Raw genomic sequence first — 22,399 nt, forward strand, 5'->3', positions numbered from 1 at the left:
CTCAACTTCCCGAACCGCCCGGTGCGGACCCGCATGCCGGGTGGTGTGGCAGGGGTACGGCCTCATGGCCGTCCCCTATGCCGATGTGCGTGATGCCGTATGGTCTACCCGGCGGGTGCCGGATAGTGTGTGCGTCGACGGCATTGCAGGCAGCGCCGTCGCGCGGGACTACAGCACGTAGCGCGACAGGTCCTCGTCTTCGGCGACTTCGTTCAGCGCACGATCGACATAGGCCGCGTCGATCGTGACGTTCGTGCCCGCGTGATTGCCCGCGGAGAACGACACTTCCTCGAGCAGCTTTTCGATCACCGTATAGAGACGGCGCGCGCCGATGTTCTCGGTTTTTTCGTTCACCGAAAACGCGATTTCGGCCAGGCGGCGAATGCCGTCTTCAGCGAAGTCGAGATGCACGTCTTCGGTAGCGAGCAGCGCCTGGTACTGTTTGACGAGGCTCGCGTCCGTTGCGACAAGAATCGATTCAAAGTCTTTCACCGAAAGCGAATCGAGTTCGACGCGAATCGGGAAGCGACCCTGCAGCTCGGGAATCAGGTCACTCGGCCTGGCCAGATGGAACGCACCGCTCGCGATGAACAGAACGTGATCCGTCTTCACCATGCCGTACTTCGTGTTGATCGTGGTGCCTTCGACGAGCGGCAGCAGATCGCGCTGCACACCCTGCCGCGACACCTCGCCGCCGCCGGCTTCATTGCGTGACGCGATCTTGTCGATCTCGTCGAGGAACACGATGCCGTTCTGCTCGACGTTACGCACGGCCATTGCCTTGACTTCTTCGTCGTTGAGCATCTTGCCGGCTTCCTCGTCGGTCAGCAGCTTCAGCGCTTCCTTGACCTTCAGCTTGCGACGCGTTTTCTTGCCGCCGCCGATGTTCGCGAACATCGAACGGATCTGCTCGGTCATGTCTTCCATGCCCGGCGGCCCCATGATGTCCATGCCGACCTGCGGTTGCTCGACGTCGAGTTCGATTTCCTTGTCGTCGAGAAGACCTTCGCGCAGACGCTTGCGGAATGTCTGACGCGTGGTGCTGCTTTCGTCGACGGTGTCGGCCGCGCTCGAGCTTGCGCCAAAACCGACGGGTCGCGCCGTTGGCAGCAGGATGTCGAGAATGCGGTCTTCGGCCTGATCTTCGGCCTTCGTGCGAACCTTGCGCATTTCCGTTTCGCGCGTCTGCTTGATGGAGATTTCCATCAGATCGCGCACGATGCTGTCGACGTCGCGACCGACGTAGCCGACTTCCGTGAACTTCGTGGCTTCGATCTTGATGAACGGCGCGTCGGCGAGCCTGGCCAGACGGCGCGCGATTTCGGTTTTACCGACACCTGTCGGCCCGATCATCAGAATGTTCTTCGGCGTGATTTCCTGGCGCAGCGGCTCTTCGACCTGCTGACGACGCCAGCGGTTGCGCAGCGCGACCGCGACCGCCTTCTTTGCACGGTCCTGACCGATGATGTGTTTGTCGAGTTCCGAGACGATCTCGGCTGGAGTCATGGTGCTCATCGTGGGTCCTTACTCGATCGTCTCGATGACGCGGTTATGGTTCGTGTAGATACACATGTCGCCGGCAATCTCCAGCGCCTTTTCGACGATCTCGCGCGGTGAAAGATCCGTGTTCGCGAGAAGCGCCGCGGCCGCCGCCTGCGCGTACGCACCGCCCGAGCCGATGGCGCAGATGCCGCCTTCAGGATCGAGCACGTCGCCGTTGCCGGTGATGACGAGCGTGGTGTGTGCGTCGGCGGTGATCAGCATGGCCTCGAGGCGGCGCAGCATGCGGTCGGTGCGCCAGTCCTTGGCGAGTTCGACGGCTGCCCGCGTGAGGTTGCCCTGATGTTTTTCGAGCTTGGCTTCGAAGCGGTCGAGGAGCGAAAAGGCGTCGGCCGTGCCGCCGGCGAAACCGACCATCACCTTGCCGCCATAGATGCGCCGGACTTTTTTTGCACCGCCTTTCATGACGATGTTGCCCAGTGTCACCTGGCCGTCGCCGCCGAGCGCGACCTTGTCGCCGCGCCGCACGGAAACGATCGTCGTGCCGTGAAATTGCTCCATATGCGTTCCTTTTGCAAAAACGGGAAGGACGCAGCAGCGCTGTGCGCCACTACTTGAATCCGGGTAAGCGGACGGCGCGCAACGCGGAAAACCAGGCAAAGGCGCGCGCGCTCGTGCAACGCATGTCGGATTTATTTTAGGGCGTGCGCCGCCATATCAAGAGTCGGCCGGATGGCTAACGGCGGAAAAAGGCGGGATAAAGAAGAAAAAACGCGTAAAAAGATGGGGCCGAAACGGCCGCGCCGGCAGTACGAAAGGGCGCGCCCCGGAAGAAAAAAGGCGCACGGAACACCGTGCGCCTCTCGACGAAGCAGCGTATTGGGGCGCGGGCCGAAACCGCGCCGCGGCGGTTAGTCGCCGAACAGCTTCTGGCGCAGCTCGCGGCGTTCCTGCGCTTCGAGCGACAGGGTTGCCGTGGGGCGTGCGAGCAGACGCGGAATGCCGATCGGCTCGCCGGTTTCCTCGCACCAGCCGTAGTCGCCCGAATCGATGCGTGCGAGCGATTGCTGAACCTTCTTCAGCAGCTTGCGTTCGCGGTCGCGCGTGCGCAGTTCCAGCGCATGCTCTTCCTCGATCGTCGCGCGGTCGGCCGGGTCCGGCACGATCACGGTTTCACGCAGGTTTTCAGTCGTCTGGCCGGCATTGCGGAGAATTTCCGCCTGCAGCTGTTCGAGCTTGTTCTTGAAGAAAGCGAGCTGATCCTCATTCATGTAATCCTTGTCGCTCATCTTCAGGATTTCGGCTTCGGTCAAGAGTCGTTTCGTCGTCATCTGGCTTGCTTCTTCAATGTGAGGCAAAACTCATACATATTGCCCGCTCTTTCGTGTTGCCCGCAAAGATGCCCTGATTAACGCTCAAATGAGCGACGGCGAACACGGACGGTGGGCTGTCGTGACGCCAAAGGCGCCGATGCGGGGCCGAACTCCTCTGGAAACCGGTCTACAAATGCTCCTGAGGCATGATCTTTCTACCGGCAGCGCGCTCCCCGAAACCGGTGTGCCAACCGGCATGCCGACGTGAATTCCGGATGAGATTTTCCGGCGCCGTGTGTGCCCGGTGCGAGCTGCAATGTCCCGGGCATTTCGTTGTCATTCTCCAGTGGGCCCGTATTGTAACTGAATCACAATACGGGACGACAACCGGGGGAAATCCCTGCTGCCACTGCCAATATCCTGAAAATATAACGCGCTGACGACCAAAAAGCGATGGTCGTTCATGGTTTTGCACAACAGGGTTTTCACGCGCCTTTCATATATGCCGCATTTTTGAATGGCCCGGCCGCACTGGCGAGGCCAGATTTACCGGTTTCGGGCCGCTTCCTGTTTTCGCGCAGTGCGGCCGCTTCAGGCAAGGCAGGCGTCGAGGCCGTCAGTAATCAGGTCTTGCGGCAGTTCGATACCGATAAACACCATCTTGCTGTTTTTCTTTTCAACCGGCTGCCATTTGGACGCGAGATCGCTGCCCATCATCTGATGCACGCCCTGGAACACCACCTTGCGATCGACGCCCTTCATGTACAGCACGCCCTTGTAGCGCAGCAGACGCTCGCCGTAGATCTGCAGGATGCCGCCGAGGAAGTCTTCGAGGCGGTTCGGGTCGAACGGCCGCTCGCTGCGGTAGACGAACGATTTGATCTTGTCGTCGTGATGCGCGTGGTGGTGATGGGCGTGATCGTGGTCGTGACCTTCGTGATCGCACTTGCCGTGATCGTGATCATCATGTGCGTGGTCGTGGTCGTGGTCGTGGTCGTCTTCGGCGAGGAAATCCGGGTCGATTTCGAGTTTCGCATTCAGGTTGAAGCCGCGCAGATCGAAGATTTCCTTGATGTCGGCCTCACCGAAATTGACGATCCTGATCGCCGCTTTCGGGTTCATGTGCAGCAGACGGTGACGCAGGTCGCCAAGCGCCTTGTCGTCGACGAGATCGGCCTTCGTGATGAACAGGCGGTCAGCGAAGCCGACCTGACGCTGCACGACTTCATGCTCGTCGAGCTGGTGATCCGCGTGTTTTGCGTCGACGAGCGTGATGATCGCGTCGAGCAGGAATTCGTCGGCGATCTCGTTATCCATAAAGAACGTCTGCGCCACGGGACCCGGATTGGCGAGACCGGTGGTTTCGATCACGACGCGGTCGAAATCCAGTTCGCCGGCCTGCTTTTTCGCGGCCAGGTCGCTGAGCACGCGCGCGAGGTCGCCGCGGATCGTGCAGCAGATGCAGCCGTTGCTCATCTGGATGATCTGCTCGTTCGCGTCCTGCACGAGGATTTCGTTATCGATGTTCTCTTCGCCGAACTCGTTTTCGATCACGGCGATCTTCATGCCGTGCTTTTCGTTCAGGATGCGCTTGAGCAGCGTGGTTTTGCCGCTGCCGAGAAAGCCGGTCAGGATGGTAACGGGAATCATGGTGTCTGCCTGTTAAATACGTGAAATCAGGTGCGGGGCCGCGCGCCGGCGGCCACTCGATCGGTCTGTTATTGAAACATATCTGTCAAGGCACCGCTTGCGGCTGCACGGCCAGCGGCACCCCGCCGGAATCCGGCCACGGGAAATATCCCGAAACTATGGGCGATCAGGCGATTTGCAACAACAGGCCTTTCAGATACTCGCCTTCCGGAAACGCGGTCAGCAGCGGATGGTCGACGCCCGCGCCGAGCCGCTTCAGGATGCGCGCGTCGATCCGCGCGTCGGAGGCGGCACTGGAGACGATTTTCTGGAACAGTTCGGCATCGATCGCGCCGGAGCACGAATAGGTGAAGAGCAGGCCGCCCGGCCGAAGCAGTTTCAGCCCGGTCAGGTTGATGTCCTTGTAGGCGCGCGCCGCGCGGTCCACATGTTCGCGCGACGGCGCGAATTTGGGCGGATCCAGCACGATCAGGTCGAAACGTTCGCCTTCGTCGTAAAGACGGCGTAGCGTCTTGAACGCGTCGGCATCGAGCCAGGTGGCGCGCGCAGCGTCGAAACCGTTAGCCGTCACGTTCTGCTGCGCAAGCGCGAGCGCCTCGCCGGACGAATCGATCGACACCACGCGCTGTGCGCCGCCCTTTAACGCGGCGAGCGAAAAGCCGCCGGTATAGCAGAAGCAGTTGAGCACGTCGCGACCCTGTGCAAACTGCTGCACGAGCGCGCGGTTGTCGCGCTGGTCGACGTAGAAACCCGTCTTGTGGCCGTTGCGTACGTCGACGTGATAGCGCACGCCGTTTTCCGTCGAGATCAGCGTGGCCGGCGGTTCGTCGCCGGCCAGCACGCCGGTTGTCTGTTCGAGGCCTTCCTTCTCGCGGATCGACACGTCGGAGCGTTCGTAGACGTTCGGACAACCCGTTGCATCTGTCAGCGCCGCGACGATCGCTTCCTTCCACGCCTCGACGCCCGCTGCCATGAACTGGCAGACGATCTGGCCGCGCTGTGTTTCATCGTCGGCGATGTAGTAGTCGACGACGAGACCGGGCAAACCGTCCGCCTCACCGAAAATCAGCCGCACGGCGCCGGTGTTCTGCACCATCTTTTGACGATGTGCGAGCGCGCGCTGCACGCGGCGCCTGAAGAACGCGTGATCGACGGGCTCGGCCTCGTCGAAGCTCCAGACGCGCGCGCGGATCTGCGAGTGCGCGCTATACGCCGCGCGCGCCAGAAACCGGCCGTCGTGCGCCCGGACGATGACGGTCGCGCCCGAAGCCGGCTCACCGTCGACGCGATCGATCGCGTTCGCATAGACCCACGGATGGCGGCGCAGCAGCGACTTCTCTTTCGACGATTTCAGCGTGACGGTGATCATGATTTGACTTTGCGAGGGGCTATTGCGTGCGGGCGACCGGGCGGACGTCTGTGCCCTGGGCGCTGCGGGAAGATGCATTGATATGGCCGGCGCGCATCAATTCGGGCGCCGGAAAGAGTATGGCTAGTCGCGCTTTTTGGCGCGCGGATGCGCCTGATCGTAGACCCGCGCCAGATGCTGGAAATCGAGCGCCGTATAGACCTGCGTGGCGGTGATGCTCGCGTGCCCCAACAGTTCCTGCACCGCGCGCAGGTCGCCGCTCGACTGCAGCACGTGCGTGGCGAACGAGTGACGCAGCACGTGCGGATGCACGTTCGCGGGAATGCCCGCGAGCATCGCGGCACGCTTCACGCGATCGCGCACGACGTTCGGCGACATCCGGTTGCCGCGCGACGAGAGAAACAGCGGGTGCGGATCGTGTTTCACGAATTCATCGCGCACGGCGATCCAGGCGCGCAGCGCATCGAGCGCCTTCGCACCGACCGGCACGACGCGGCGCCGGTTGCCCTTGCCGAGCACTTCGACCTCGGTCGCGTCGAGCTTGAGCCAGCCTGCCGAGCGATAGCCGTCGCGGTCGGCGAACGCGATGTCCAGCCCGATCAGTTCCGAGAGCCGCAGCCCGGACGAGTAGAACAGTTCCAGCATCGCGTGATCGCGTAGCCCTTCGGCGGTGCTCGCGGGGGGCGCTTCCATCAGCGTGTGCGCGTCGTCGACGGAAAGCGCTTTCGGCAGGGTTTTCGCCTGCTTTGGCGCACGGATGGTAGCGACCGGATTCACCGGCAGATCGATCCGCCCGGCGAGCCAGCGATAGAACGCGCGCCACGACGAAAGACGATGACTGATCGAGCGCGCCGACAGGCCGCCCGCGTGCGCCCGCGCGACCGCGCCGCGAATATCGGTGGCGGTGAGCTGCTGGAGCGGGCGACCGTTCGCGAGTTTCTTCAGTTCGTCGAGTTCGTGTGCGTAGCCGCGCAGCGTGTGCTCCGACAGCCGCCGCTCATGCTCGAGGCTCGAGAGATAAGCGGCGACAGGATCGGCGGGATTCACGGTCTCTGGGTGCGAGGGGTGGACGCGGGCAGGCGTTTAGCGCGGCAACAGGCGGCTCAGCGCCGCGCTGGCGAGCGCGCCGATCTGCGTGAGGAAATCGGTTGCCATGCCGTCGTGAAAGCGCCGGGTATCCGGCGAGCCCATCACGAGCAAGCCGAACGCGCTTGCATCGGCCTCGGCTTCCGGGTCGCGCAGCGCGAGCAGCGCGATGGAAGCGATGGATTGCGCCGGAGCGTCTTCGGCAGGAACGTTGTTCTCGTCCGGGACCGCCGTGAGCGCGGGTGCGAGCCATTGCGCGGCCTCGAAACCGGTGTTCGCGCCGCAATACGGCGTGGCCAGACTATTCGCGAAAATGCGGACTTCCTCGCCGACGTGGCGCGCGAATTCCGCGTGCGCGTACGGCTCGGAGACGTCCCACACGCGCAGCGCCGCCTGTGGCACGTCAAAGATGTCGCGCAGGCCGTCGGCGATCGTGCGCGGCAGCGCGTGCGGATCGCGTTCTGACATCACGCGCGTCGTCCAGCGGCTGAATCTGGCCGCGATGCTGTCGTTTTCGTGACCGTAGCGCAGCAGCTCGGCGAGCCGCCGTTCAAGGTGTTTGTTCTTGTCGCGCAGCATGTCCATCTGCCGTTCCTGCAGCGACACCGCTGCTTTCCCGTGCGGATTCGCCAGGCGGATGGTCGCGAGCATTTCCGCGTGTTCGGCGAAAAAATCAGGGTTGGCAAGCAGGTATTCGGCGACTTCGCGATCGTTCATGGTTTCGGCTTAAGGGATGCGCGGGGCGTGGAGTGGTTAATGATGGATTATTGATGGATTCTGTTTGCAGCTAGCCGGCCAGCTCGATCTCGCCTTCGAACACGGTCGTGGCCGGGCCCGCCATCATGAGCGGCGCGGCCTCGTCCCGGGCGCCGTTCCATGTAATGGTCAGCGCGCCGCCATGGGTATGCACTGTGACGGGCGAATCGAGCAGCCCGCGACGGATGCCCGCCGCGACCGCCGCGCACGCGCCCGTGCCGCACGCGAGCGTTTCGCCCGCACCGCGCTCATGGACGCGCAGCCTGATTTCGTTGCGCGTGACGATCTGCATGAAACCGGCGTTCACCTTCTGCGGAAAGCGCGGATGCTTTTCGATCGCGGGGCCGTCGGTGCCGACGGCAAACGCCTCGACGTCGCCGACGATCTGCACCGCATGCGGATTGCCCATCGATATAACCGAAATCTCACGCGTGGCGCCGTTCACGTCGAGCGGCCAGAGCGTGTCGCCGCCTTCGCGGCGCCCTTCGAGGCCACCGGCATCGAACGGGACGCGCGCGGGCTCGAACACCGGCGCGCCCATATCGACGGACACGTCGCCGTTCTCCTGCATGGTGAGCGTGACAAGGCCGTTCTGTACCTGCACGCGCACGGTGTGTTTGTCGGTCAGATGCGCGTCGCGCACGAATTTGACGAAGCACCGCGCGCCGTTGCCGCAATGCTCGACCTCGCCGCCGTCGCAATTGAAGATGCGATAGCGAAAGTCGACACCTTCCACGGTGGGTCGTTCGACCAGCAGCAACTGGTCGGCACCGACGCCGAAATGACGGTCCGCGAGCGCGCGCACCTGTGCCGCCGTCAGCGAGACAGGTTGCGTGTAGCCGTCGAGCACGACGAAGTCATTGCCCGCGCCGTGCATTTTGGTGAATTTGAGTTTCATCCCACTATTGTAAGGGACGCGCGAGTATGCGCGTGGGTGCCGGTTACGACATTGGTCATCTGGCCAGGGTGCCACCAGATGCGCCGCGTTCAGTAAACGCTCGGGTCACCGGGCGGGCGCGTCTTGAAACGCTTGTGCACCCAGTAGTACTGCTCCGGCATGTTAGGGATCTGCTCCTCGAGAAACGCGTTCATGCGGCGTGCATCAAGGTCATCGTCGCCGGTGGGGTAGTTGTCCCACGGCTTGAATACGTTCAGCCGGTAACCCTTGTAGTTCGGCAGCACCTCGCCGATGAACGGCACCACCTGCGCGCGGCCCACTTTCGCGAGCCGGCCGACGGCGGTCAGTGTGCACGCCGGCACGCCAAAGAAGGGCACGAACGTCGAATTGCGCATGCCGTAATCCATGTCGGCGCCGAGCATCACGGGCTTGCGATCGCGCAGCCAGCGCAGCACGATGCGCGCGCTGTCGGCGCGGCTCGCCATTTCGGCGTCGAACCGGCTGCGCGCGGCCTTTGCCACGGCTTCGAATTCCGGATTCGACATCGGCTGATAGAGGGAGCCGCAGGTCCGATGCAGCGAATAGTTCAGGAAAATCGAGCCTGCCTCGATGCCGACGAAATGCAGGCCGAGAAAGAGCGTAGGCGGCAGATCGGGATCGTTCAGATCGATTGCGCTGTTCACCTGCACCAGCTTTTCCAGTTTTCGCGCCGAGCCGAACCACTGGACGCTACGTTCCAGATAACTGCGGATCGCGTGGCGAAAGTGCTTTTGTGCGACGTCTGTGCGGCGTTCGTCGCTCCATTCCGGGAAGCACAACTTCAGATTGATATGAACAATGCGCTTGCGTTGGCTCGGGATCTGATACAGCAGCCAGCCGAGGCCGTCACCGAGACGCGCGACGAAACCGTACGGCAAAAGCGCAAATAATTTCAGCAGCGCGATCCCGAATTTGGCCCCATAGCGGCTCAGCATGCGGCTTCCCCGTGTGGGGTGCAGCACGGAAGCGTCTTCAGGAAATCAGAAAAAAGGACGTAATACATCACGCGAGGTCGTTCTGTGACAATCTGAGGAAGTCGCTATAATAAGGGCTTCGCCGAGTTAATAGACAACTTGCGGGGCGAAGCTGACGGGTGCCAACACAGTGTTTGCGCGTCCGATGGTTTGTAAATCCGCTAAAGCGTCGCCGCTTCAGGCCTCCGGAGCTGGCTACGTGAAACTCAACCGTAACCACATAACAGGAGTCTGCAACGTGGCAAACGATTACTTCTTCACCTCCGAATCCGTTTCCGAGGGTCATCCGGACAAGGTCGCCGACCAGATTTCGGACGCGATTCTCGACGCTATCCTGGCACAGGACAAATATTCGCGTGTTGCAGCGGAAACGCTGTGCAACACCGGTCTCGTCGTGCTGGCCGGCGAAATCACCACGACGGCCAACGTCGACTACATCCAGGTCGCGCGCGAAACGATCAAGCGCATCGGCTACGACAACACCGATTACGGCATCGACTACCGCGGTTGCGCGGTGCTCGTCGCGTACGACAAGCAGTCGCCGGACATCGCCCAGGGCGTGGACCGCGCGCACGACAACAACCTCGATCAGGGCGCGGGCGACCAGGGCCTGATGTTCGGTTACGCGTGCGACGAAACGCCGGAACTGATGCCGCTGCCGATCCACCTGTCGCATCGTCTGGTCGAACGCCAGGCCAATCTGCGCCGCGACGGCCGTCTGCCGTGGCTGCGTCCGGACGCGAAGTCGCAGGTCACGGTGCGCTACGTCGACGGCAAGCCGCATGCCATCGACACCGTCGTGCTGTCCACGCAGCATTCGCCGGACATCGAACTGTCGACGCTGCGCGAAGCCGTGATCGAGGAAATCATCAAGCCGACACTGCCCGCTGAGCTGATCAAGGGCGACATCAAGTTCCTCGTGAACCCGACTGGCCGGTTCGTGATCGGCGGCCCGCAAGGCGACTGCGGCCTGACCGGCCGCAAGATCATCGTCGACACGTACGGCGGCGCGGCACCGCACGGCGGCGGCGCGTTCTCGGGCAAGGATCCTTCGAAGGTCGACCGTTCGGCGGCTTATGCCGGCCGTTATGTCGCGAAGAACATCGTCGCGGCGGGCCTGGCTTCGCGCTGCCTGATTCAGGTGTCGTACGCCATCGGTGTGGCGCAGCCGACTTCGGTGATGGTCAACACGTTCGGCACGGGCCGCGTGTCGGATGCAACGATCACGCGTCTGGTCCTGGAACACTTCGACCTGCGTCCGAAGGGCATCGTCCAGATGCTCGACCTGCTGCGCCCGATCTACGAGAAAACCGCTGCTTACGGTCACTTCGGCCGCGAAGAGCCGGAATTCTCGTGGGAATCGGCCGACAAGGCGCTCGCGCTCGCGGAAGCGGCCGGCACCGAACCGGTTGCCGCACTGGCCTGATCCGGGTCCTGCACGCGAAGTTTGTGTTCTACACAGAAAAACCCCGCCGGCCTGCGCCGCGCGGGGTTTTTTATTGCAAATCCGGAAAATTGTGCTGCGGCGGTCTGGCCTTGCGCCAGCCGGGCTCAACGCCCGGCCACAGCCTTTGATTCAATGCGTCGCAAACGCAAACGCAAACCAGCCCGTGCTCGTGACCGACACGCGACGCGGGCGACGGCTCGTGCTTCGAACCACCGCGGCCGGACGCGCGTTCAGCGTGCGCAGGGTCGTCGGCTTGCGCAGCAGCGTGCGCAGCGAGAAACGATGTGAACCGCTACTTACGCGAAGCGCCGCGAAAAACGAGTGAAACCACATGCGAAGACTGTCGACGGGCTTCGCGTCGCGCCATTGCCCGGCGAGTGCGCGCGTACGCGCCGAATGATGACGCAACGCACGCATGACGTGGCGGCGCGCGGGACGCGCAGCCTTCAACGCGGCGCGGGTAAGACTGGTGCTCGATAAGGTGTGCATGGTTTCAGTCAGAAAAATAGGGCATCGGACAAGCGATGGCAGGTGCGTTGAACGAAGCACCAAACAGGCCAGCGGGGTCGATGGAGAAACCGGGAAATGCGTGGATCGATGCCGCGGCAGCCGTCACAGGCCGCGCGCGCACCGCAGAGGCGGGATGGGCAATCAACATGCATGCAGGCTACACGCGATTCATGACGCCAGGAAGTCGGGTTTTTCCCCTTGAGAGTGCGGAAAATGCAGGTCATAACCCTGTTGCAAACACGGGCCATGAACTGCAATCGCGCGCCCGTGACCGTTTTTCGTGCGGGGCTGCCCCTCGGATGTGCGATACGTCAAGGTAGCCGTTTGCGCGGTCGCCGATCGCGCGCGCAGCAGGATCGGGTACGTTTTACAATCCGGTATTAGCCAGCCGAACCGGAATGTCTCCATGTCAGTACAGTCGCATCCTTCGCTTCATTCGAAAAAGGAACAGGTACAGGTGCTGCGCGAACGCGGCTTCGTGGTCGTGCCCGGCCTGCTTTCGCCAGAGCGCTGCGCGCAGATGAAGCAGGTGGCGCAGCGGCAGTTGCAGGAGGCCGCCGCGCCGCTCGAATTCGAGGCGGATCTGCGCTATCCGGGCGCGCCCGAGTCGAAGCATGCGCCTGGCGGACACACCGTGCGGCGCCTGCTCGATGCTTACCAGCGCGATCCGCTCTTTCGCGAATGGGCGACCGCGCCGGAAATTCGTGGCTGGATGGAACTGTATTTCGGCGAGGAGCCGCGCCTGTCGCGCGCGCATCACAACTGCATGATGACGAAGCACCCCGCGTACGGCAGCCTGACGGGCTGGCATCGCGACGTGCGGTACTGGTCGTTCGAGCGGGATGACCTGGTGTCGGTGTGGGTCGCGCTCGGACCCGAAACGGTCGACAACGGCGCGCTCTGGTTTGTGCCGCTGTCGCACACCGCGCCGTTCACGTCGGAGCGCTTCGATCAGGCGAAATTTTTCCGCTCCGATCTGCCCGAAAATCAGGCGCTGATCCAGACGGCGATCTCGCCGGAACTGCAGGCCGGCGACGTCGTGTTCTTCCACTGCAACACGCTGCATTCCGCCGGCAAGAATATCAGCGACGACGTGAAATTTTCGCTCGTGTTCACGTATCACGGCGCGAGCAATGTGCCGCTGCCCGGATCGCGGTCGGCGTCGATTCCGGAAGTCGCGTTCTGAAGCTCGACCGGCGATCTTCAACCGGTAACCGCAAACGATGAGCGGTGTTTCAATCGTCAATCGCCGCTCATCGCGCGCGGATCTAGCGCTTGCCCGACACGACGAGACCGGTGAGCCCGGCAAGTGTCGCGACCACCCCGCCTGCGATCAGAAAGATCGTCTTGTTTGTCGGTGCGCCCGTGAAGACGCGCGAGACATCGTTGCTGAACGAGTGGAACGACTGGCCGCCGAAGTAAAGCAGCACCACGCCGCCAACGATCAACGCAAACGAGATCGCTCTGGTCATGAAAATCCCTCATCGTTAAACATGGTCGCCGCAGTTTAGGCGAGCGACGTGGCAACGTCCATCCTTCGTCCCGCAGTGTGGGGCGATGCAGTCGACGCCCCGATTGGCTACCATACACAGTTCAGCACGCCTTTTCAGCCTCTATCAGGGAATTCCAGCGATGGCTTACGAAGCAGCATCAGAACGCTATTCGGACATGCAATACCGCGTCTGCGGCAAGTCGGGGCTCAAGCTGCCGGCGCTGTCGCTCGGCCTGTGGCACAACTTCGGCGATACGACGCCTTTCTCGACGCAACGCGACATCCTGCGCACCGCGTTCGATCTCGGCATCACGCACTTCGATCTGGCGAACAATTACGGGCCGCCGTACGGTAGCGCGGAAACGAATTTCGGCCGCCATTTCAAGGACGATTTCAAGCCGTACCGCGACGAACTGCTGATCTCGTCGAAGGCGGGCTGGGACATGTGGCCGGGTCCGTACGGTCAGGGCGGCGGCTCGCGCAAGTACGTGCTCGCGAGTCTCGATCAGAGCCTGCAGCGCATGGGCCTCGATTACGTCGACATTTTCTATTCGCATCGTTTCGACGCCGACACGCCGCTCGAGGAAACCGCCGGTGCGCTCGCTACTGCGGTGCAACAGGGCAAGGCGCTGTACATCGGCATTTCGTCGTATTCGCCGGCAAAAACGCGTGAAATGGCGAAGCTGCTCAGCGAATACAAGGTGCCGCTGCTGATCCACCAGCCGGCGTACAACATGCTGAACCGCTGGGTCGAGCATGAACTGCTCGACACGCTCGATGGCATCGGCGCCGGCAGTATCGCGTTCACGCCGCTCGCGCAAGGTCTTCTGACCGGCAAGTATCTGAACGGCGTGCCGCAGGACGCACGCGTCAACAAGGCGGGTGGCGGTTCGCTCAAGCAGGAGCATCTGAGCGCGCAAAACATGGAGCACGTGCGCAAGCTCAACGAAATCGCGCAACGCCGCGGCCAGAGCCTCGCGCAGATGGCGCTTGCCTGGACGCTGCGCGGTGGCCGCGTGACGTCGGCACTGATCGGCGCGAGCAAGCCGGAGCAGGTGCGCGAGAATGCCGGTGCGTTGAAGAACCTTGAGTTTTCGAAGGAAGAACTGGCTGAAATCGATCGTTACGCGACCGAAGGCGGCGTCAACCTGTGGGAAAAGCCGTCGACCGATCAGCACGTCTGACCGGCTGCGCGGCCCTCGCGTTTGATCGCGCAGGTGTATCCGGAAAGCCGCCGCAAGGCGGCTTTTTCACGTGTGCTTCACGTATGCGGAGCGCCTGCCCCGGCGATCCGCGTGATCGGGTAGCTAGACCAGTGCGGGTAGGCCTTCGACCAGCAGCACCGCAACGACCACGCCGAGTAGCGCGCCCAGCACGCGCAACACGTTATGCCTGAACTCGGTTGCACACGGGCACGCGCCAAGAAAGAGCGCACCGGCTAGCGCCATCGGAATGACCAGAATGAAATCACCGATCGTGAAATAGGTCGTCATGCCCGTCTCCTTATGTGTTGCTGCATATTTCTGCGCGAGGCCCGCTGTAGTTGTAATGAAAGCGGAGCAACCGCGTGATTTGAGTATAGGCGACGGTTTGACGGACAGCGCCGTGATGCGGCGCCGCAGCGCGGCGTTTCGCATAGCCGGAGGCGCGCCAGGTGGGGCCCGACGCGGTCTGGCACCTGTTTGAAGTGGTCACGCAAAAGTGTGACGGCGCCTTGCAACGACCTTTCGATGCGCGCGGTGGCTCGTGGTTTACGCGAGGCCTTGCCGTTCGCGCGCGCGCAGCCACCACGCCCCCGCGATGCCGCACAGCAACAGCAACGTGACGAGCGAAACCACGCCGTTCCAGCCGTGCTTCACCCACACGTGTCCGCCGTACGAACCCACGATGCTTGATCCGAGGTAATACGCGAGCAGATACAGCGCGGCGGCCTGGCCTTTCGCCGTTTTCGCCATCCGGCCGACCCAGCCGCTTGCCACTGCGTGTCCGGCGAAAAAGCCGAACGTCAGGCACGCGATGCCGGCCGCGATCGCCAGGATCGGTTGCAGCATCGTCAGCGCCACGCCGCTCAGCATGAGCACGAGGCTTGCTATCAGCACGCGTGCCCGGCCGAACGTATCGGCCATGCGTCCCGACCACGGCGAGGCGACCACGCCGGTGAGATACACGACGAAAATCGAGCTGATTTCGGCCTGGCTCAGCAGGTACGGCGGCGCGAGCAGCCGGTAGCCGATGTAGTTGTACAACGTGACGAAACTGCCCATCAGCACGAACGCCATCAGGAACACGACCGGCAGTCCGGCGGTCGTGAAATGCTTCGCGAGCGCGGCTCGATGATGCGAAAAACCCAGCCCGCGACGAGGCACGAAATGGCGCGACGGCGGCAGCAGCGTGCGAAACGCGAGCATCGCCAGCAGGCCGAGCACGCCGATGACGGCAATCGACACACGCCAGCCGAACAGGTTCGCGACGACGCCCGTGATCACGCGCCCCGCCATGCCGCCGATCGCCGTGCCGCCCACGTACAGTCCCATCGCGAGGCCGAGGCCCTCGGGATGCACTTCCTCGGCGAGATAAGCCATCGCGACGGCCGGCACGCCGCCGAGCGCGAGCCCTTCGAGCGCGCGCAGCACCAGCAGCTGATGCCATTGCGGCGCGAAAGCCGCCGCGAGCGTGAGCACCGACGACGCCGTGAGCGACGCCGTCATCAGACGATGACGGCTCCAGCCTTCCGACACAAAGCCCGCGACGAAAATCGCGAACGCGAGCGTGGCCGTCGTGAGTGAGAGCGAGAAACTGCTTTGCGCGGGGCTGACGCCGAACGCCGTCGAGAACGCGGGCAGGAGCGGTTGCACGCAATAGAGCAGTGAGAACGTCGCGTAGCCGGCGAACAGCAGCGCGAGACTTGCACGCCAGTAGGTGCGCGTGCCGCGCTCCAGGTACGGAATGCCGGAAGCGTCGTCCGGCGCATGACCCGAAGCAGTTGAAGAAACCGCCGGATCAGGCAGCCGGTCAGGTTTCTGTGAAGCGTTCACGAAGCGGTCTCCCGGAAAAGCAAAGACCTCAACGATACGCCGGTCACGCGTGAGAGGTGGCCGGCGCGGGCAATCGATGGCGTTCCCGCGGCTGCGCGAAACGCGCGCCGCGCACCGGATTCGATGCAACGCAACGCAACGCCGCTCGCCACGCGTACCGCGCGCGTCGCTATCCGCGCGTTGCCGGCGCGCTGGACACCGCACCGGTCGATGTGCCCGAAGGTGCATCGGGATGCACGATCTGCTCGTCGGTGGGCAGTTGCGACGCGTCCCAGCCGCCGCCGAGCGCCTTGATCAGCGCGACGCTCGAGGCCATCCGGCGGCGCGCGATGGCGACCGACTGGCGTTCGTTCGACAGCGCCGTGGTCTGCGCGACGACGACATCGAGATAGGTGATCGCGCCGTTTTTGTAGCGGTCCGAGATCACCGCGAGCGCGCGCTCCGCAGCCGTCACGGCATCGTTCTGCGCGAGCGCTTCCTGTTCGAGCACGCGCAATGCGGCGAGATTGTCCTCGACGTCGCCGAACGCGCTGAGCACGGTCTGACGATAGTTCGCGACGCTTTCGTCGTAGTGCGCCTGCGCCTCTGCCTTCACGGCCGCGCGTCCGCCGAAGTCGAGCAGCGTGCCCGCAAGCGTCGGCCCGAGCGACCAGAAGCGCGAGGGCGCCAGCAGCCACGAGCTGACGTTCGTCGCTTCGAGACCGCCGGTGACGGACAGCACCAGGTCCGGAAAGAATGCCGCGGTCGCAACGCCGATCTGCGCGTTCGTCGCGGCCATCTGGCGTTCCGCGGAAGCGATGTCGGGCCGCCGTTCGAGCAGCGCCGACGGCACGCCAGCCGGCGCCACGACCGGCACCGCGACGAGCGGCGCGACGGGCAGCGAGAACGTCGACGGACTCTGGCCCGTCAGGATGGCGATCGCGTGCTCGAGTTGCGTGCGCTGCACGTCGAGATCGATCGCCTGCGCCTGGGTGGTTCGCAGCTGGGTTTCCGCCTGCGCGACATCGGCGTCGGTGGCGATGCCGCCCGCCCGGCGATGCTGCGTCAGGTCGAGCGCATCGCGATATGCCTTGATCGTGTTGTCGAGCAGCTGATGCTCCTGATCGATACCGCGCAGCTCGAAGTAGTCGGTGGCGAGTTCGGCCTGCATCGACAGAAGCGCGGACTGCGCATCGGCGGCGCTCGCCTGCGCGCCCGCTTTCGCGCCTTCGACGCTGCGCGAGATGCGACCCCACAGATCGGGTTCCCACGATGCATCCGCCTGCACGAGGTAGTCGTTGAGCGTGAGGCCGGCGGTCGATTTGTGCAGCACGTTGGCCGACGAACGCGCGCGCGAATAGTCGCCGGATGCGGTCACGGACGGAAAGAAGCTGGAGCGGAACTGCGAGACCGTGGCGCGGGCCGCGCGAAAGCGCGCCTGCGCGGCCTGCACGTCCTGGTTTTCGGTGGCGACGCGCGTTTCGAGCGCGTTTAGCGCCGGGTCGCCGTAGACTTCCCACCACGCGCCGCGCGTGCCGAGGTCGGCGGGTTGCGCGGGCTTCCAGCCGGTGCCTTCGAGTTCCTTGTATGTCGCGGCGGTGGTCGAGGTCGGTTTGACGTAGTCCGGACCCACGACGCAGCCCGCAAGCATCGATGCCGCTGCAATCGCTGCCAGCGAAAGACGCAGCCCGCGCCGGTGAGACGAACGATGAAGTCGCATGTTCACTGCCCGGCCTGCCCTGACGAAGCGCCTTGCGCACTGGCCGTCGCCGTGGCGGACGCGCCCGCTGCGCCGCCTGCGCCATTGGGCCCGCCTGCGTTCTTCCGCTCGACGATGCGCACGGGTGCGCCGTTGACGATCGAATCCTGCGGATTGAGGATCACCTGCTCATCGCCCTGCAAACCCGATGCAACGGCCACGCGCGTGCCGAAGTCCGTCCCGAGGGAAACGGTCACCAGCTTGACGTGGTTGTCGGGCGTCACGGTGGCGACTTTCACGCCATCCGGCCGGAACAGGAACGCGTTGCCCGGCAGCGTGAACCGCGCGGCGCCCGTGCCGAGCGCGAAGTGCACCTGCGCATATGCGCCCGGCAGCAGATCGCCGTCGTGATTGTCGACATCGACTTCGACGAGCATCGTTCGCTGTGTCGCATCGACGGACCCAGCCGTGCGCGCGACCTTGCCTGGATAGTGTTTCGCGGGCGTTTCCGTGAGCGTGAGGTATGCGTTCTGCTGCGCATGGATCTGCTGCGCGTAAGCCTGCGGCACGTTGACGTACACCCGCAGCCGGTCCGCCTGCGCGACGTGGAACAGCTCTTTCGCCGGACCGCCCGAACTGCCTGCATCGATCAGCGCGCCGACGTCGACGTTACGCGCCGTCACGATGCCGTCGAACGGTGCGAAGACCTTCTGGAACGACTGCGTCTTTTCGAGCCGCGCGACGTTGAAACGCGCCGCGTCGAGCGTCGCTTTCTTCGCGAGCATGTCGCCGACTTTCTCGTCGGTTTCCTGCTTCGAGACCGAGTTGCTTTTCAGCATGTCGGTCCAGCGGTCGGCGGTCGTTTTCGACAACGCGAAATTTGCCTGCGCATTGGCAAGATCGGCGCGCGCCGCGCGCAACTGGTCGTCGACTTCCGGCGTGTCGATCTCGGCGAGCAGCTGGCCGGCCTTCACGTGCGCGCCGATGTCGGCGTACCACTTGCGCAGATAGCCGTTCGTGCGCGCGTAGATCGGCGTGTCGAGAAACGCCTGCACGTTGCCCGGCAGCACGAGATCGAGCGCCGCATCCGACTTTTGCGGATGCACGACCTGGACGCTCGTCTGGCTCGCGTGAACCGCATCGCGTTCGAGCGCGGCGTGCGCGCTGCGACGCGACCAGATGCCCTGCGCCGCGAGCACCAGCACGACGACGATCGCCACCACGACGGGCCAGCGCTTGCGCTTCGGCATCGCCGTTGCTTTAGCCTTCAGGAGGTGCGCGTCGTCGTGACGCTCCGGACCTTTGCCTTCCATCAATGCCCCACATCAGGATGTTTTTGAACCACGTTTTCCGACGCGCGTAGACGTCGCGCCGAGAGCTGTCTATAGATCAGCGAGAACACCACCGGCACGAAAATCAGCGTCGCGAGCGTGCCGACCGCGAGACCGCCGATCACCGCCCGGCCGAGCGGCGCGTTCTGCTCGCCGCCTTCGCCGAGGCCGATCGCCATCGGCACCATGCCGATCACCATCGCGAGCGCGGTCATCAGCACAGGACGGAATCGCGTGAAGCCCGCTTCGATGGCGGCGCGTGTCGCGTCGCCGTGTTCGAGCAGCTGTTCGCGGGCGAAGCTGATCACCAGGATCGAGTTGGCCGTCGCGATGCCGATACACATGATCGCGCCGGTGAGCGCGGGAATCGACAGCGTGGTGTGCGTGAGAAACAGCATCCACACGATGCCCGCGAGCGCGCCCGGCAACGCGGTGATGATGATGAACGGATCGAGCCACGACTGGAAGTTCACCACGATCAGCAGATACACCAGCACGATCGCGAACACGAGACCGGCGAAGAGGCCGGAGAACGAATCGTTCATCGTCTGCACCTGGCCGCGCAGCTTGATCGTCGAGCTCTTCGGCATGTCTGCTTTCGAGTCGGCGATGATCTTCGAAATGTCGTCGGAGACGCCGCCGAGATCGCGGCCGTCGGCGGTGCCGTAGATGTCGATCGTCGTTTGCGCGTTGTAGTGGTTGATGACGGCGTTGCCCGCTTCGCGGTGCATCGTCGCCAGCGAGCCGAGGATGTTGCTCTTGCCGTTCGCGTTGAGCGGAATATTCGCGAGCGCCTGCAGCGAATCGATCGTGTATTGCGGCGCTTCCGTGATCACGTTGTAGCTGACGCCGTTCAGCGGATTGAGCCAGAACGTCGGCGTCGTCTGCTGGCTGCCCGATAGCGTGATCAGCAGGTTGCTCGCCACGTCCTTCTGCGTGAAGCCGGCCTGCTGCGCGCGCGTGCGGTCGACGTCGATGAAAATGCGCGGCAGGTCGGAGGGCTGCTGGATTCGGGCGTCGGCAAACCCGGGCACGGTGCGCAGGCGGTCGAGCAGGCGCGCGGCGAACGCACGGTTACCCTGCACGTCGCGCCCGACGATCTGGATATCGATCGGCGACGGCATGCCGAAGTTGAGCGTCTGGCTCACGATATCCGCGGGCAGGAACGCGAACTGCACGCCGGGAAATTCGTCGCTGAGCGTGCGGCGCAGGAGGCGGACGTAACCGGCGGTCGGATGATGATCGGCGTTCAGCGTGATGAGCACGTCGGCGTCGGACGAGCCGATCGTGCCCGTGTTGCTGTACGACAGGTTGATACCCGACACCGGCAGGCCGATGTTGTCGATGATCGAATGCAGTTCGGCAGGCGGAATCAGCTGACGAATCCGTTTGTCGACGCGATCCGTGACGACCGCCGTTTCCTCGACCCGCATGCCGGTTTTCGCGCGCAGATGGAGCGCGATCGTGCCGGCGTCGACCTGCGGGAAGAAGTCGCGGCCGAGAAACGGCATCAGCAGCATCGACGCGCCGCAGCACGCCAGAAACGCAATGACGAACACGCCTGGTTTCGCCACGCGCGCTTCCAGAAACACGCGATAGCGGTTGCGTACGTTCTCGAAGCCGCGCTCGAACGCGAGATGCGCGCGCATGAACGGATTGTGCGTCGTTTCGCTTACGTGCAGGTCTTCCTTGCGATGGTGATTGCGCAGCAGGTATTTCGCGAGGGTCGGCACGAGCGTGCGCGAAAAGAAGTACGACGCGAGCATCGCGAAGACGACGGCTTCGGCAAGCGGAACGAACAGATAATGCGCGACGCCCGTCAACAGGAACATCGGCACGAACACGATACAGATCGCCAGCGTCGACACCAGCGTGGGGATCGCGATCTGATGCGCGCCATCGAGAATCGCCTGCTCGAGATTCTTGCCCTGCTCCAGCTGATGGCTGATGTTTTCGATCGCGACGGTCGCGTCGTCGACCAGAATCCCGACCGCGAGCGCGAGCCCGCCGAGCGTCATGATGTTGATCGTTTCGCCGAGCGCGGACAGCGCGATGATCGACGTGATCATCGAAAGCGGAATCGACACGGCGATGATCAGCGTCGCGCGCCAGTTGCCGAGAAAGAGCAGGATCATCAGGGCGGTGAGGCCGGCGGCGATCAGCGCTTCGCGCAGCACGCCCTGCACCGAGGCGCGCACGAACAGCGACTGGTCAGCGACAGGATCGATGTTGAGCGACTCGGGCACGAGATTGCGCAGCGTCGGCATCATGTCCTTGATGCGCTGGACGATTTCGAGTGTCGACGTATTGCCGCTCTTGTTGATCGTGAGGAGCGATGCGCGCTGGCCGTTCACGCGCACGATGTTCGTCTGCGGCTGGAAGCCGTCGCGCACGTGCGCGACATCGCGGATATAAACGGTGCCGTTCGCGGTGGACTTGATCGGAATGTTGTTCAGGCCGGCGAGCGAATCGGGGCTCGCGTTCATCGTCACCGAATATTCAGTCGAACCGATTTTCGCGGTACCCGAGGGCAGGATCAGGTTTTGCGCGGTAATCGCGTTCACCACGTCCATCGGCGACAGGTTGCGCTCCTGGAGCTTGCGCGAATCGATGTCCACCATGATCTGGCGCTGCTTGCCGCCGTACGGCAGCGGCGCCGACGCGCCGGGTATGGTCGCGAGCTGCGTCTTCAGGAAGTTATTGCCGAAGTCGAACAGTTCCTGCTCGGTGAGCGTCGGCGACGACAGCGCGAGGCGCAGGATCGGCACTGTCGACGCGTTGTAGCGCAGGATGAACGGCGGCGTGATGCCCGGCGGCAGCGAGCGCACCTGCGACTGCGACAGTGCGGTGACTTCCGCGAGTGCCTCGTCGATATTCGCATGTGGCTGGAAGAAGATCTTGACGACAGCGATGCCGTTCAGCGAGGTCGATTCGACGTGCTCGATGTCGTTCACCGCCACCGAAAGCCCGCGCTCGTAGTTGAGCACGATGCGCTTTTCCATCTCGTCGGCGGGCAGGCCGTTGTACGACCAGATCACCGACAGCACCGGAATGTCGATGTTCGGGAAGATATCCGTCGGCGTGCGCATGATCGTCAACGGTCCGACGATCAGCAGCAGCAGGGCGAGGACGATAAAGGTGTACGGGCGCCGTAGCGCGAGTCGAACAATCCACATTGAACGGCGCGGGTCTGGGCTGGTCGGTTGAAAGCCGGGCTGGCTGCGCCGCGTGCACGGCCTGCGTTGCGCGAACGATGGCCGCGCCCGGCATGCGCGACAGCAATATAACGCGTATCGTAGTCCTCATGCGTCATTTTCGGAT

The 22,399-nt window shown here is 63.5% G+C and carries 19 protein-coding genes; 3 read left to right on the forward strand and 16 right to left on the reverse strand.

All coding sequences use genetic code 11. The features are described from left to right. Nucleotides 1-168: 168 nt before the first annotated feature. The 9 genes from hslU to LPA37_RS21110 form a co-directional block, all read right to left on the reverse strand. Nucleotides 169-1,515: an ATP-dependent protease ATPase subunit HslU gene (hslU, locus tag LPA37_RS21070; RefSeq protein ID WP_229013646.1), complete on the reverse strand. Its 1,347-nt coding sequence runs from the start codon at nt 1,513-1,515 to the stop codon at nt 169-171. Between the two features lie 9 nt (nt 1,516-1,524). Then, a complete protein-coding gene (hslV, locus tag LPA37_RS21075) occupies nt 1,525-2,061 on the reverse strand; it encodes an ATP-dependent protease subunit HslV (protein WP_228875513.1) in 537 nt (178 codons plus the stop codon). A gap of 350 nt (nt 2,062-2,411) precedes the next feature. Continuing rightward, nucleotides 2,412-2,831 (reverse strand): RNA polymerase-binding protein DksA, encoded by a 420-nt coding sequence (gene dksA / locus LPA37_RS21080; RefSeq protein ID WP_006050516.1) that lies wholly within the window; start codon nt 2,829-2,831, stop codon nt 2,412-2,414. Between the two features lie 573 nt (nt 2,832-3,404). Further along, nucleotides 3,405-4,463: a CobW family GTP-binding protein gene (locus tag LPA37_RS21085; RefSeq protein ID WP_229013647.1), complete on the reverse strand. Its 1,059-nt coding sequence runs from the start codon at nt 4,461-4,463 to the stop codon at nt 3,405-3,407. A 166-nt stretch (nt 4,464-4,629) separates the two neighbouring features. Continuing rightward, nucleotides 4,630-5,832 carry a class I SAM-dependent rRNA methyltransferase gene (locus tag LPA37_RS21090; protein WP_228980105.1) on the reverse strand — a complete coding sequence of 401 codons (1,203 nt, stop codon included), beginning with the start codon at nt 5,830-5,832 and terminating at the stop codon, nt 4,630-4,632. A gap of 123 nt (nt 5,833-5,955) precedes the next feature. Next, nucleotides 5,956-6,879 carry a tyrosine recombinase XerC gene (gene xerC, locus LPA37_RS21095; protein ID WP_228980108.1) on the reverse strand — a complete coding sequence of 308 codons (924 nt, stop codon included), beginning with the start codon at nt 6,877-6,879 and terminating at the stop codon, nt 5,956-5,958. Between the two features lie 36 nt (nt 6,880-6,915). After that, on the reverse strand, nt 6,916-7,635 hold the full coding sequence (locus tag LPA37_RS21100) for a DUF484 family protein (protein WP_229013648.1): 720 nt from the start codon (nt 7,633-7,635) through the stop codon (nt 6,916-6,918). A 70-nt stretch (nt 7,636-7,705) separates the two neighbouring features. Next, nucleotides 7,706-8,572 carry a diaminopimelate epimerase gene (gene dapF / locus LPA37_RS21105; protein WP_228980113.1) on the reverse strand — a complete coding sequence of 289 codons (867 nt, stop codon included), beginning with the start codon at nt 8,570-8,572 and terminating at the stop codon, nt 7,706-7,708. 89 nt (nt 8,573-8,661) lie between these two features. Continuing rightward, nucleotides 8,662-9,546 (reverse strand): lipid A biosynthesis lauroyl acyltransferase, encoded by an 885-nt coding sequence (locus LPA37_RS21110; protein WP_229013649.1) that lies wholly within the window; start codon nt 9,544-9,546, stop codon nt 8,662-8,664. Nucleotides 9,547-9,823: 277 nt separating this feature from the next. Between LPA37_RS21110 and metK the strand changes: the two genes are divergently transcribed. Next, complete coding sequence (gene metK, locus LPA37_RS21115) at nt 9,824-11,011, forward strand: methionine adenosyltransferase (protein WP_228980117.1); 1,188 nt, start codon at nt 9,824-9,826, stop codon at nt 11,009-11,011. Nucleotides 11,012-11,161: 150 nt separating this feature from the next. Here metK and LPA37_RS21120 read toward each other — a convergent pair whose 3' ends face one another. Continuing rightward, nucleotides 11,162-11,521, reverse strand: coding sequence for a hypothetical protein (locus LPA37_RS21120; RefSeq protein ID WP_229013650.1), 360 nt, complete (start codon nt 11,519-11,521; stop codon nt 11,162-11,164). 427 nt (nt 11,522-11,948) lie between these two features. Between LPA37_RS21120 and LPA37_RS21125 the strand changes: the two genes are divergently transcribed. After that, nucleotides 11,949-12,728: a phytanoyl-CoA dioxygenase family protein gene (locus LPA37_RS21125; protein ID WP_228980122.1), complete on the forward strand. Its 780-nt coding sequence runs from the start codon at nt 11,949-11,951 to the stop codon at nt 12,726-12,728. A gap of 82 nt (nt 12,729-12,810) precedes the next feature. Here the strand turns inward: LPA37_RS21125 and LPA37_RS21130 are convergent, their stop codons facing one another. Further along, nucleotides 12,811-13,014: a DUF3185 family protein gene (locus LPA37_RS21130; protein ID WP_228980123.1), complete on the reverse strand. Its 204-nt coding sequence runs from the start codon at nt 13,012-13,014 to the stop codon at nt 12,811-12,813. A 160-nt stretch (nt 13,015-13,174) separates the two neighbouring features. Between LPA37_RS21130 and mgrA the strand changes: the two genes are divergently transcribed. Beyond that, on the forward strand, nt 13,175-14,218 hold the full coding sequence (mgrA, locus tag LPA37_RS21135; RefSeq protein ID WP_228980124.1) for an L-glyceraldehyde 3-phosphate reductase: 1,044 nt from the start codon (nt 13,175-13,177) through the stop codon (nt 14,216-14,218). A 123-nt stretch (nt 14,219-14,341) separates the two neighbouring features. Here the strand turns inward: mgrA and LPA37_RS21140 are convergent, their stop codons facing one another. The 5 genes from LPA37_RS21140 to LPA37_RS21160 all read right to left on the reverse strand — a co-directional run bounded on the left by LPA37_RS21140 (nt 14,342) and on the right by LPA37_RS21160 (nt 22,254). After that, nucleotides 14,342-14,527 (reverse strand): hypothetical protein, encoded by a 186-nt coding sequence (locus LPA37_RS21140; protein WP_090534779.1) that lies wholly within the window; start codon nt 14,525-14,527, stop codon nt 14,342-14,344. Nucleotides 14,528-14,785: 258 nt separating this feature from the next. Beyond that, nucleotides 14,786-16,069, reverse strand: a complete 1,284-nt coding sequence (locus LPA37_RS21145; protein WP_456093801.1) for an MFS transporter — start codon at nt 16,067-16,069, stop codon at nt 14,786-14,788. A 169-nt stretch (nt 16,070-16,238) separates the two neighbouring features. Beyond that, a complete protein-coding gene (locus LPA37_RS21150) occupies nt 16,239-17,699 on the reverse strand; it encodes an efflux transporter outer membrane subunit (RefSeq protein ID WP_407672593.1) in 1,461 nt (486 codons plus the stop codon). A 71-nt stretch (nt 17,700-17,770) separates the two neighbouring features. Then, nucleotides 17,771-19,060, reverse strand: coding sequence for an efflux RND transporter periplasmic adaptor subunit (locus LPA37_RS21155; RefSeq protein WP_407672588.1), 1,290 nt, complete (start codon nt 19,058-19,060; stop codon nt 17,771-17,773). Then, nucleotides 19,060-22,254, reverse strand: coding sequence for an efflux RND transporter permease subunit (locus LPA37_RS21160; RefSeq protein ID WP_228980127.1), 3,195 nt, complete (start codon nt 22,252-22,254; stop codon nt 19,060-19,062). Before LPA37_RS21160 ends, LPA37_RS21155 begins: the two co-directional genes overlap by 1 nt. Nucleotides 22,255-22,399 lie beyond the last annotated feature (145 nt).

The organism is Paraburkholderia gardini (genome assembly GCF_907164545.1).
In the GTDB taxonomy this organism is placed as follows: domain Bacteria; phylum Pseudomonadota; class Gammaproteobacteria; order Burkholderiales; family Burkholderiaceae; genus Paraburkholderia; species Paraburkholderia gardini.